This window comes from Lichenicoccus roseus (assembly GCF_005844085.1).
GTDB lineage: Bacteria > Pseudomonadota > Alphaproteobacteria > Acetobacterales > Acetobacteraceae > Lichenicoccus > Lichenicoccus roseus.
On the sequence record NZ_VCDI01000003.1, the window covers coordinates 197811 to 209804 of the forward strand.

General features: G+C 69.3%; 12 protein-coding genes. 9 read left to right on the plus strand and 3 right to left on the minus strand.

All coding sequences use genetic code 11. The features are described from left to right. Positions 1-54: 54 nt before the first annotated feature. From FE263_RS10195 to glpK, 3 genes are all read left to right on the plus strand, one after another. Complete coding sequence (locus FE263_RS10195) at positions 55-450, plus strand: OmpA family protein (protein WP_138325896.1); 396 nt, start codon at positions 55-57, stop codon at positions 448-450. A gap of 152 nt (positions 451-602) precedes the next feature. Next, positions 603-2477 (plus strand): DNA helicase RecQ, encoded by a 1875-nt coding sequence (gene recQ / locus FE263_RS10200; RefSeq protein ID WP_138325897.1) that lies wholly within the window; start codon positions 603-605, stop codon positions 2475-2477. 69 nt (positions 2478-2546) lie between these two features. After that, positions 2547-4034, plus strand: coding sequence for a glycerol kinase GlpK (gene glpK / locus FE263_RS10205; protein WP_138325898.1), 1488 nt, complete (start codon positions 2547-2549; stop codon positions 4032-4034). 46 nt (positions 4035-4080) lie between these two features. Here the strand turns inward: glpK and FE263_RS10210 are convergent, their stop codons facing one another. The 3 genes from FE263_RS10210 to FE263_RS10220 form a co-directional block, all read right to left on the minus strand. Beyond that, positions 4081-5274, minus strand: coding sequence for a zinc-dependent alcohol dehydrogenase (locus tag FE263_RS10210; RefSeq protein WP_138325899.1), 1194 nt, complete (start codon positions 5272-5274; stop codon positions 4081-4083). A gap of 97 nt (positions 5275-5371) precedes the next feature. Further along, complete coding sequence (locus tag FE263_RS10215) at positions 5372-5887, minus strand: copper chaperone PCu(A)C (protein ID WP_138325900.1); 516 nt, start codon at positions 5885-5887, stop codon at positions 5372-5374. Continuing rightward, complete coding sequence (locus FE263_RS10220) at positions 5884-6849, minus strand: ferritin-like domain-containing protein (RefSeq protein WP_138325901.1); 966 nt, start codon at positions 6847-6849, stop codon at positions 5884-5886. The genes FE263_RS10215 and FE263_RS10220 overlap by 4 nt, the downstream gene beginning before the upstream one ends. Positions 6850-7050: 201 nt before the next feature. Here FE263_RS10220 and nrdR point away from each other — a divergent pair, with 201 nt between their 5' ends. The 6 genes from nrdR (at position 7051) to hpxZ (ending at position 11927) form a co-directional block, all read left to right on the plus strand. Continuing rightward, on the plus strand, positions 7051-7626 hold the full coding sequence (gene nrdR, locus FE263_RS10225) for a transcriptional regulator NrdR (RefSeq protein WP_138326296.1): 576 nt from the start codon (positions 7051-7053) through the stop codon (positions 7624-7626). 7 nt (positions 7627-7633) lie between these two features. Then, positions 7634-8215: a transcription antitermination factor NusB gene (nusB, locus tag FE263_RS10230; RefSeq protein WP_138325902.1), complete on the plus strand. Its 582-nt coding sequence runs from the start codon at positions 7634-7636 to the stop codon at positions 8213-8215. Positions 8216-8226: 11 nt separating this feature from the next. Further along, positions 8227-9234, plus strand: a complete 1008-nt coding sequence (gene thiL, locus FE263_RS10235; protein ID WP_138325903.1) for a thiamine-phosphate kinase — start codon at positions 8227-8229, stop codon at positions 9232-9234. Positions 9235-9980: 746 nt separating this feature from the next. Then, entirely contained in the window at positions 9981-10199 is a 219-nt protein-coding gene (locus tag FE263_RS10240) for a DUF4089 domain-containing protein (RefSeq protein ID WP_138325904.1), read from the plus strand. Next, a complete protein-coding gene (locus FE263_RS10245) occupies positions 10199-11533 on the plus strand; it encodes an AtzE family amidohydrolase (RefSeq protein WP_138325905.1) in 1335 nt (444 codons plus the stop codon). Before FE263_RS10240 ends, FE263_RS10245 begins: the two co-directional genes overlap by 1 nt. Further along, entirely contained in the window at positions 11526-11927 is a 402-nt protein-coding gene (gene hpxZ, locus FE263_RS10250; RefSeq protein ID WP_138325906.1) for an oxalurate catabolism protein HpxZ, read from the plus strand. Before FE263_RS10245 ends, hpxZ begins: the two co-directional genes overlap by 8 nt. Positions 11928-11994: the final 67 nt, after the last annotated feature.

The window sequence follows — 11994 nt, forward strand, 5'->3', positions numbered from 1 at the left end:
GGGCGTCGATGCTCTATGGGATCGCTGTCCTGGTTCCGTGGAAGTGATCAAACGATGCGTCGAACGCCTGTCCTTGCCGCCGCCTGCCTGCTTCCGGTCCTGCTGGCCGGCTGCTCCTTCTTCGAGGGCGGGGCGCTCGGCCGCAAATACGTGGTGTTCTTCGAGACCCGCTCGGCGTCGCTTGATCGCCCGGCGCGCCAGGTGATCAGCCACGCCGCGGATCTTGCCGCCAACCATCCGGAGCTGAACATCCAGGTCGAGGGCTACGCGCAGGCCAACGGCAGCCTGACGGCCGATGCGATGCTGTCGGACCAGCGCGCCCAGGTGGTGGCGTCGGCGCTGCGGGCGGACGGGGTCGCCGCCAACCGCATCCAGATCAACCCGCGCTCGCCTTCCAACGAGGACCCAGGCATCGGCGCCAGGCGGGTGGAGATCGACTTCGGCAACTGAGGAGTGTGCTAGGCTCGAAGTTGTTGCCAGCCAGGCGAGGGGCGTCGCCCCTCGACCCCATCAAAGGCTCGCCTTTGGAATCCTTTCTCAGAACCCGGGTCCGGGGCACGGAGCCCTGGCGGACCGAGGGCAGCGCCCTCGCCGCAGCCTAGATGCTGGTGGAGACCCCGAGCTTCCGTCGCGAAGGCGGCGAGCCGCTGGAGGTCCTGTCGCGCGTGTTCGGCTTCGCCGCCTTCCGCGGCCTGCAGGATGCCGCGATCTCGCAGGTGATGACGGGCGGCGACGCCCTGGTGCTGATGCCGACCGGCGGCGGCAAGAGCCTCTGCTACCAGATCCCGGCGCTGTGCCGGCCCGGCATGGGGCTGGTGGTCTCTCCCCTGATCGCGCTTATGGACGACCAGGTGGCGGCGCTGCGCCAGCTCGGCGTGAATGCCGCGGCGCTGCATTCCGAGCTCAGCCCCGAGGATGCGCCGCGGGTGAAGGCAGACTTCGCCGCCGGACGGCTCGACCTGCTCTATGTCTCTCCGGAACGGCTGTTGTCGCCCGGCATGCTGGACCGGCTGGGCCGCCAGCAGATTTCGGTGATCGCGATCGACGAGGCCCACTGCGTGTCGCAGTGGGGGCACGAGTTCCGTCCGGAATATCGCGCCCTCGCCGGGCTGCCGCAGGCATTGCCCGGGGTGCCGCGTATCGCGCTGACCGCGACCGCCGATCCACGCACGAGGGTCGACATCCTGCAGGCGCTGGCGATGCCGGAGGCAGAGGTTCTTGCGGCCAGCTTCCACCGTCCGAACCTGCATATCGCGGCAAAGCCGAAGGCAAGCGAGCTCGGGCAGCTCACCGACATGCTGGGCAGGCACAAGGCGGGCGGCGGCGCCTCGATCGTCTATTGCGGCAGCCGCAACAAGACCGAGCGCATCGCGCGCAGCCTGCGCGAGCGCGATTGGCCGGCGATCGTGTTCCATGCCGGCATCTCGCCACTGGAGAAGCGCGCGGCGCTGGCGCGGTTCCGGTCGGGTGAGCCGGTGGTGGTGGTGGCGACCATCGCGTTCGGCATGGGCATCGACCGGCCCGACGTGCGGATCGTGGTGCATCTCGACATGCCGGACAGTCCGGAAGGCTACTACCAGCAGATCGGCCGCGCCGGACGCGATGGCGAGCCGGCGCAGACCCTGCTGCTGTATGGCGGCGAGGATATCGCGCGGGCCAGGCACTGGCTCGACGTGTCGACGGCGCCGCCGGCGCAGAAGAAGGTGATGGGCCAGCGGCTGGAATCGATGATCGCGCTGACCGACACCACCGGTTGCCGCACGCGGGCCTTGCTGGCCTGCTTCGGTGAGACGCTCGGGCAGGATTGCGGGCATTGCGACAATTGCCGGACGCCGATTGCCACCTTTGACGGTACGATCGCGGCACAGAAGGCGCTGTCGGCGATCTATCGTACCGGCCAGCGCTTCGGAGCGATGCACATCGTCTCGGTGCTGCGTGGCAAGCAGACCGACATGGTGACGCGGCACCAGCATGACCGGCTGCCGCTGTACGGCATCGGCAAGGAACACCCGGAAGGCTTCTGGCGCAGCGTCATCCGCCAGCTGGTGTCGCGCGGCGCGCTGCAGACCGGCGAGGGCGAATACGCCACGCTTGCGCTGAACGAGGCGGTGGCGCGGCCGATCCTGCGCGGCGAACAGAAGCTGATGCTGCGCGAGGACGCGGTGGATCCGGTGGCGGGATCCGGCCGGGCGGGTGCCGGCAGGGCACCGCGTGAACGAGGCGATGCGGCGCGCGAGATGGCGGCGTCCGACCTCGGCGGCGATGCGCTGCTGCGTTTCGAGACGTTGCGCGAGTGGCGCCGGGAGGAGGCGCGTACGCAATCGGTGCCCCCCTACGTGATCTTCCATGACAGCGTGCTGCGCGACATCGCCAGCCAGCATCCGGCAGACCTTGCGGCCCTGGGACAGGTGAAGGGCGTCGGAGCATCCAAGCTGGAGCGCTACGGTCCGCAGGTGCTGGCCAGTCTGAAGGGCTGAAGGTTTCCCCACTTGACCGCATCGGCCGGAGCGCCGTTGCCTTGGATGAAGGCGAGGGGACCCAAGACCATGGCAAGCACGAGAAAGATCCTGGCGATCGACCAGGGCACCACCTCAACCCGGGCCATCGTGTTCGACCAGGCCACCGAGGCGCTGGCGACGGAGCGCCGCGAGTTCCGGCAGTTCTATCCGCAGCATGGCTGGGTCGAGCATGACGCCGAGGAGATATGGCGGCACGTGCTGGAGGTCTCGCATGCGGTGATCGAGCGGAGCGGCGGTGCCGGGGACATCGCGGCGATCGGCATCACCAACCAGCGCGAGACCATCGTGGTATGGGACCGTGCGACCGGAGAGCCGATCCACCATGCCATCGTATGGCAGGACCGGCGCACCGCGGAGCGCTGTGCGGAGTTGCGCGAACAGGGCGCCGAGGAGCTGGTGCGGGCGCGCACCGGGCTGCTGCTGGACCCGTATTTCTCGGCGACCAAGCTGGCCTGGCTGCTGGACAAGGTCGATGGCGCACGGGCGCGGGCGGAGCGCGGCGAGCTGGCGTTCGGCACCATCGACAGTTTCCTGCTCTGGCGGCTGACCGGCGGCCGCGTGCATGCGACCGACATCACCAATGCCTGCCGCACCATGCTGTTCGACATCCACCGGCAGTGCTGGGATGAGGAACTGCTGCGGCTGTTCGATATCCCGGCCTCGCTGCTCGGCGAAGTGCGTGACAACAGCACGATCTTCGGCGAGACCGAGCCATCCTTGTTCGGGCGCGCGATCCCGATCGGCGGCATGGCGGGCGACCAGCAGGCCGCGGTGGTCGGGCAGGCCTGCTTTGCCGCGGGGATGGCGAAATCCACCTATGGCACCGGCTGCTTCATGCTGCTCAACACCGGCGACGAGGCGGTGGCGAGCGAAAGCCGGCTGCTGACCACGATCGCGTATCGGATCCACGGCCGCACCACCTACGCACTGGAAGGCGCGATCTTCGTCGCCGGTGCGGCGATCAAGTGGCTGCGCGACGGCATCGGCCTGATCACGCACGCGTCGCAGACCGACGACATGGCGACGAGGGTGCCGGACAATCACGGTGTCTACATGGTGCCGGGTTTCGTGGGATTGGGCGCGCCGCACTGGGACCCGCACGCGCGCGGGCTGATCTGCGGCCTGACGCTGGACGCGACGGCGGCGCACATCGCACGCGCCGCGCTGGAATCGGTGGCGTTCCAGACACTCGACCTGGCCGAGGCGATGCAGCGCGATGGCGGCGGCGAGGCGCAGGCGCTGCGTGTCGACGGCGGCATGGCGGCGAACGACTGGTTCTGCCAGTTCCTGGCCGACATGCTGCAGGTGCCGGTGGAGCGGCCGCGCCACCTGGAGACGACGGCGCTCGGAGCGGCCTTCCTGGCCGGGCTGGCGGTCGGGGTCTGGCGCGACCTCGATGAGGTTGCCGCGACCTGGAGCCGGGCCAGCCTGTTCGAGCCGACTATGGCGGCAGGTCAGCGCGGGAAGGTGGTCGCCGGATGGCAGGAGGCCATGCGGCGAGCCCTGTTGAAGTAGGACGCACGGAACTGGTCCGGGGCGCGATGGCCCCGGACCGACACCGTCAGGCCTGCGGCAGCGAGGTTCCGCCTGGGTGGAACACGACCTTGACGCAGTTGTCGGTCTTGTCGCGGAAGGTCTTGTACAGCTCAGGACCATCCTCGAGGCGGGAGGATCGGTGGGTGATCAGGAACGTCGGGTCGATGGTGCCGTCCTGGATCAGCCTGGTCAGGTCCCCGAGCCAGCGCTTCACATGGGTCTGGCCGCTGCGGATGGTCAGGCCCTTCTGCACCACCGCCGCCATATTCACCGGAACCGGGCCACCGTACACACCCGGCACCGAGACGATGCCGCTCGGGCGCACCGCCTGGATCATCTGCTCCAGCGCATACGGCCGCTGCGTGCTGGTCAGCTTTTCCTGCACCGCACTCAGCAGGTTGAACATGCCGTGGCCGGCACTCGCCTCCATGCCGACGCAGTCGATCACCGCATCGGCACCCTCGCCGTTGCTGATCTCCTTGATACGCGCCATGACGTCGTCGTTGGCGTAGTCGATGATGTCGGTGGCGCCGGCCTTGCGCGCCAGCGCGATGCGCTCCGGCACCGTCTCGATGGCGATGATGCGCGCCGCACCCATCACCGCGGCCGACTTGATCGCGAACAGCCCGACCGGACCCGCGCCCCAGATGGCCACGATCTCGCCGCCCTTGATGTCGCAATAGGCCGCAGCCTGCCAGCCGGTGGGCAGGATGTCGGACAGGAACAGCGCCTGCTCGTCGGTCATGCCGTCCGGCACCTTCATCGGTGCCACGTCGGCCATCGGCACCCGCACATACTCGGCCTGTCCGCCGGCGTAGCCACCGGTGAGATGCGAGTAGCCGAACAGCCCGGCGGTCGGATAGCCGAACTGCTTGGCCGCCATCTCGCCGTTGCGGTTCGAGACCGTGCAGGACGCCCAGTTGCCGAGCTTGCACTGCCGGCACGAGCCGCAGTTGATGTTGAACGGCACCACGACGCGGTCGCCCTTGCGGAAGCCGGTGATCGCGGAGCCGGTCTCGACGACCTCTCCCATGAACTCGTGACCGAGCACGTCGCCGCTTTCCATGGTCGGCATCTGGCCGTCCATGAGGTGCAGGTCGGAGCCGCAGATGGCGCAGCTCGAGACCTTCAGGATGATGTCGCGGCTATCCTCGATGCTCGGATCGGGAACCGTGTCGCAGCGAATGTCGCCTTTGCCGTGCCAGCACAATGCACGCATCTCGTCTCTCCCAGACTGCAAGTCGACGCAACGCGAGCGCGGTGACGCGGTCTTCGCGAACTCGCGGAAACGCCGATCACGGTTTGAGGACCTTCGGCTAGGAGCCCCTGGGCCCGCGCACCGGCAGCATGGTGTCGACGCTGCCGCCGCCGGAGAAGTGCAGGGTGACCGGCACGGTAGCGCCCGGCATGACCCGCGCGGCAGGCTGGTCGCACATCAGGTGATAGCCGCCTGGCATCAGCCGTACAGACGAGGCCGGCTTGATCTCGATCGCGGCGACCGGCTGCATGGTGGTCATGCCGGGCGCAGCCGCCATCGAGCCCGGCGCGAGCCCGCTGCGGTGGCTCATGACGTGCAGCCGGCTGGTCCGGTGCAGGCTGAGGCTGCCGCAGGACGCCGAGGTCGCGCCGATCAGGGTTGCCGGGCTGCTGCCGGCATTGTGCAACGTAAGGTAGCCCGCGGCCGGCAGGCCCGGCAGGGCGCGCATCCAGCCGTCGGACACGCCTACGTCCGTCAAGGGTGCCGCATGGGCGACGCCCGCCGTGGCCAGCCCGGATGCCACCACCGCACCCTTCAGCAGGCAGCGCAGCCGGCGCGGCCCCGCGAGGTTCACGCTGCGCGGGCCTTGGGCTTGCGCATGAACCGGCGGGCGAACCGCACCAGGTTCGGCATCGTCGTCGGCCGCAGCAGCCTGCTGTCGTAGCCGGCGAAGCGACGGTCGTTCTCCTGCAGGCACAGCCCCATCAGTTCACGCACGCTGATCTCCTCGTCGGTGACCGATTTCGCGCCGTTCACGGTGAAGTTGTTGTCCTGCACCACCTCCTCGCCATCGGCGTCCATGCCGCGCGCCAGCCCGATGCGCTCCCAGCCGAGGAACACCCAGACCGCCGCCACCCGCAGCTCGAAGATCGGACGCTTCCACACCGGCATGGTGCGGCGGTGCCAGGCGACCCAGTTGGCAAACAGCAGGATGTGCCGGCATTCTTCCTGCATCACCGGCTCGAAGGTCTCGATCAGCTCCTCCGGGAAGAAGCCCGAGCGGCGCGCCATCTCGAACAGCCCGAAGGCGAAGAAGCTGTCGATGCACTCGCTGTAGCCGGTGACCATGTAGGCCCACTCCGCATCGCGTGGCGCCTTGTACTCGGGTTCCGGCGCCAGCTTGATGCCGTAGCGCCCGACCATGCGCGAGAGCACCTCCTTGTGGCGGTTCTCCTCCCAGGCATTGAGGCCGATCGCCTCGTGCAGCTCGGGATCCTTCAGGCTGTCGGCGTAGGCCTTCATACGCAGCCGCGCCTTGCCCTCGGTCTGCACCGCGATGTCCCAGATCGGCAGCGCGGTGATGCGCGCCAGGGTCTCGTCGTCGAGCGCCGGCCAGTCGATCACCGACGGCTTGTACGGGTTGAAGGTCTCGTGGAACATCGTGCACATGGCATGCTTGTGGGATGCCGAGCCGGGCCGCAGCCGGCCCTGGTGCTGGCTGTGCCAGTGTCTCGCCCGGTGATCCGCCGCCTCGATGATCGCGTTGCCCGGAAGTGGGGGGCTGTCCGGCCAGGTCACACCGATCGACTGGCTCATGCCGTAATAACTCCCTTTGCTGCAGCGCTTCGCTGGTGCGGTGACGCCCCATTGCTGGTGCGGTGACGGTTGACGTGGCGGCTTGTAAGTCCGGAGTCGGAACACGATTGCGACAACTTGAGCCGGTTCACAGCACTTGTCAGCAATCACCCGCGGGCGCACGTGTTCGGCGTCGTTCAACCATCGAGGATCGCCGGCTTCATGCGCTGCCCGTTCTGCGGCCACGAGGATACGCAGGTCAAGGATAGCCGGCCGAACGAGGATGGCGCCGCGATCCGGCGCCGCCGCTTCTGCGCGTCCTGCGGCCAGCGCTTCACCACCATCGAGCGGGTGCAGCTGCGCGAGCTTGTGGTGACCAAGGTCGATGGGCGGCGGGTGCCTTTCGAGCGCGACAAGCTGGCCCGCTCGATCCGCATCGCCATGCGCAAGCGACCGATCGACGAGGATCGCATCGAGCGGATCGTGAACGGGCTGGTGCGCCAGCTCGAAGCGTCCGGCGAGGTCGAGATCGCCAGCAAGCAGCTCGGCGAGCTGGTGATGGACACGCTGCGCGAGGTCGATGCGGTGGCCTACGTGCGCTTCGCCAGCGTCTATCGCGACTTCCGCGAGGCGCGCGACTTCGAGGCGATCCTGGGTTCGCTGCCGAGCCTGCCGGGTGTTCCGATCCCGGGCACCACCGCCGGCGACGGGCCGGCATCGTCCCCGGCTGCGAAGCCGGCCGGTACGAAGGAGGGTGGCGTCAGGGAGGCTGGACCCGTCGCTGCAAAGGCGCGATGAAGCGCCCATGACCGATCACGAGACGTCCCCGCCGGCCGCCACTCCGGCAGGGCGCACCGCTTCGGCTGGGCGCACGCCGCGCAGCCGACCGCGCACCGCCGCCCGCGTCGGCGCAGTTCAGGCGTTGTTCCAGAGCGAGCAGGCTGGCGAGAACCCGGAGACGGTGATTGACCAGTTCGTGCGCCATCGGCTCGGCGAGCTGCCGGGCACCGGTGGCTACGAGGAGGGCCGGGTGCCGGAGGCGGACGTGGCGCTGTTCGGGCGCATCGTCCGTGCCGCCGTGCGCGAGCAGGACCGGCTGGACGCGTTGCTGGTCGAGGCGCTGCCGGCGGAATGGCCGCTCGGACGGCTCGACCCGGTGCTGCGTGCCCTGCTGCGCGCCGCCGGCGCCGAGTTCACCATGAGCGATGGTCCGCCTGGCCGCGTGGTGATCAATGAATATCTCGATGTCGCGCACGGGTTCTTCTCGGGCGAGGAGCCGCGCATGGCGAACGGTCTGCTCGACGTGATCGGGCGCCGGCTGCGGCCGCAGGATTTCCCGCAGCGTGGCGGCGAGCCCCCGCCCGGCGTCGCCGAACCGTCCTCCTGACGTCTTGCGCGATGGACCCGGTGCCGACATCCGGACACGCGACCGGTCCGGGTGGGGTGGCCGACGCCACACCGGGTGAGTTCCGGTTCATCGAGCGGCATTTCCTCTCCCTCGCCGGACCGGCGGCGCTCGGCCTTGCCGACGATGCGGCGGTGTTCGCGCCACCGCCCGGACGGGAGCTCGTGGTGTCCGCCGACGCCATGGTGCAGGGGGTGCATTTCCTGCCCGGCGATTCCCCGGACAGCGTCGGGCGCAAGCTGCTGCGGGTCAACCTGTCCGACCTCGCCGCCATGGGGGCGGTGCCGCTGGGCTACCTGCTCACCGTCACGCTGCCGCCCGACATGACCGACGACTGGTTCGCCGGCTTCTGCTCCGGCCTCGCCGCCGACCAGGCGGAGTTCGGCCTGAGCCTGCTTGGCGGCGATACCACCTCGACCTCGGGACCGCTGGTGCTGTCGCTCACCATCCTCGGGCATGTCGCGCCGGGGGCTGCGCTGCGTCGCAACGGGGCCGCCGCCGGTGACGGTCTCTGGGTCACCGGCAGCATCGGCGATGCGGCGCTCGGACTGGTGGTCCTGCAGGGCGGTCTCGAGGATCCTTCGGGCCATCTTGCCGCACGCTACCGGCTGCCGCTGCCGAGGGTGGCGCTCGGGCAGGCGCTGCCCGGCATCGCCACCGCCGCGATGGATATCTCCGACGGGCTGCTGCAGGATTGCTGGCATGTCTGCCGGCAGTCCCACGTGGCCGCGGTCATCGAGGCGGCGCTGGTGCCGCTCTCCGGAGCGGCGCGGGAAGCCGGGCCGGCCTGGCGTTCCACATGCCTGACCGGCGGCGACGACTACGAGCTGCTGCTGGCGGTGCCGCCCGCGAACGAGGCGGCGCTACGGGCCGCCGCCCTGGCGTGCGGGACCGACATCAGCCGCATCGGCCATCTCGAGGCCGGAACGTGCCGGGTGCGCGTCCTGGATGCGGCCGGTGCCGAGCTTGACTTCGAGCGCAGGGGCTGGAGCCACCTCTGAGACTGCCTCGGGCCGGCGGGCGCGCTGCAGCGCATCGCCGAAGCCGGGTTTGAGCAGCGCCCTGTCGATGAGCTGCCCGAGCGTGCGCTCGTCGAAGGCGCGCAGCTTCTCGACGGAGCCGAAGATGCCGACCGAGAACGGGTCGTTGTCCTCGTGCTGGTCGGTCGACGGCGCGTCCGCATAGACCACCGTGCCATCGCGGGTGCGCAGCGTGAGGCGCAGCTCGATCGTGCACTCCCGGTTGATGTACTGGTCGGTCAGGAAGGTTGCGATCTCGATCCGCAGGGCGAGCGGCGCCGATGCGGTTGACCCGAGCGCCCCGCGTTGCGCCAGCGCCGCGCGGAAGGCAGCCGCGACGGTGTCGGCAAGCGGCTGCGGTGTCCGCAATACCTTGATCGGATTGCCGAAGCCGCCGCGGACGGCGCCATACCAGCCAGGGTCGTCCTCGTGACGCAGGTCGGTAGCCGTGACGGCGCCGATGGCGGGCGGCCCGAGTGGCTGGATCGGGCTCGCCGGGCTATACGAGAGTGGCGCATCGGTGGTGCTGCACCCGGTGATCCAGAGAAGGGCCAGCAGCGCGAACGATCGCTTCGAAATGCGGGGTCCGGGGCATTCTCTCATCGCCAAAGGGTGCCGCATATGTTCCGGCTGTGCAACAAGATTGGCGGCGGGACGGCTGACGCATGGCACGGGCGTTGCAGACATAAGCCGGAACATTTGACGGAACGACGGTCCAGGGGGACGACATGAGTGAGGAGAGCCGGCGGTTCGCCCTGGAAGCAGCCGCCATGCTGGGTGTCCGGATCGAACCGTCACTGCTCGACGGAGTGGCGGCCAATCTCGATCTGCTGCGATCGCATGCCGCGCGGGTGATGGCATTCGGGCTCGCGCCGGATGTCGAGATCGCGCCGGTGTTCGCCAGCGAGCCGCATCCGACGACCACCGCCCCAGGCCGGCCCGGCTGATGACCGGTGCAACCGAGGCCCGCATCGCCGCCGTTCTCGACCGGATCGGGCGGCATGACGGCGTGCTGAACTGCTTCACCACGATCCTGTCCGGGCAGGCGCTGGCGGCGGCGCGGGCGCAGGATGCGCGCGATGCGGCCGGGGAGCCGGCCCTGCCGCTCGCGGGTGTGCCGTTCGCCGTGAAGAACCTGTTCGACGTCGAGGGCGTTACCACGCTTGCCGGCTCGAAGATCCTGGCGGACCAGCCACCGGCGGCCACCGACGCGTTCGTGGTGCGGCAGCTGCGCCGGGCCGGCGGCATCCTGGTCGGCTGCCTGAACATGGACGAGTTCGCCTACGGCTTCTCGACCGAGAACGCGCATCACGGCCGCACCCGCAATCCGCACGATCCGGAGCGCATGGCCGGTGGCTCCTCCGGAGGCTCCGCCGCCGCCGTCGCGGCCGGTTTGGTGCCGCTCGCCCTCGGCTCCGACACCAATGGCTCGATCCGGGTGCCGGCCTCGCTCTGCGGGGTGTTCGGGCTGAAGCCCACCTACGGCCGGCTGTCGCGCGCCGGCGCCTATCCGTTCGTTTCCAGCTTCGATCATGTCGGGCCATTCGCCCGTACGGTGCGGGAGCTCGCGCTGGCCTACGACTGCATGCAGGGCGACGACCCGCACGATCCGGTGCAGTGCACCCGCCCCATCGAGCCGACCGTGTTTGGTGCCGATGCCAGACCGCCACGGGTGGCAAGGCTGCGCGGATGGTTCGATCGCGGCTCCCCTGAAGCCAGGGCCGCGGTGGATCGAGTCGCCGAGGCCCTCGGCGGCGCCGGCGATCTCGATCTGCCGGAGACCGACCGCGCCCGTTCGGCGGCATTCTGCATCTCGGCGTCCGAGGGCGGCGCGCTGCATCTGCCGAGACTGTCCCTGCGCGCCATGGAATACGATCCGGCAACCCGGGAACGGCTCCTTGCGGGTGCCCTGCTGCCGGCGGCCGTGCTGGTGCAGGCACAGCGCTTCAGGTCCTGGTATCGACGGCAGGTGCTGACGGCGTTCGAGCAATACGACGTGCTGCTGGCGCCGGCGACGCCCTGCATGGCGCCACGGTTCGACGATCCCACCATCCTGCTCGACGACGCGCCGGTACCCGCGCGCGCCAACCTCGGACTGTTCGCGCAACCGATCAGCTTCATTGGCCTGCCGGTGGTCACGGTTCCGGTGTGCGAGGTCGGAGCCCTGCCGATCGGGGTGCAGCTGATCACCAGGCCGTTCGCCGAGGCGCTCGGTCTGCAGTTGGCGGAACGGCTGGAAGCGGTTGGCGTCGCCGGATGCCAGGCGCTCGACTATGTCTGAGCCGGCGGTGGACGATCCGGAGGTGCTGGCGGAGGTCGAGGCGGTATTCGCGCTCTATGAGCAGGCGCTGATGCAGAACGACGTGGCGACTCTCGATGCGCTGTTCTGGCAGTCGCCGCATACCGTCCGCTATGGCGTCGGCGAGAACCTCTACGGGTCAGAAGCGATTTTCGCGTTCCGGCGTGCCCGTCCGGGAGGCTCGCCGCCGCGCACGGTGCTGCGTCGCGCCGTCAGCAGCTTCGGACGAGACTTCGCCACCACCTGCATCGAATTCCGGCGGACTGCGACACATGGCGATGCCGGGGTGGGACGGCAGACCCAGTGCTGGGTGCGGTTCGAGGATGGATGGCGCATCGTCACCGCGCATGTGTCGCTGATGGCAGACTTCTCCTGACGCCAACCTGCATCCTGCGTGCTTGTTGCAACAGTCGAACCCCAAGGCCGCTGTGGCAGTGACGAAC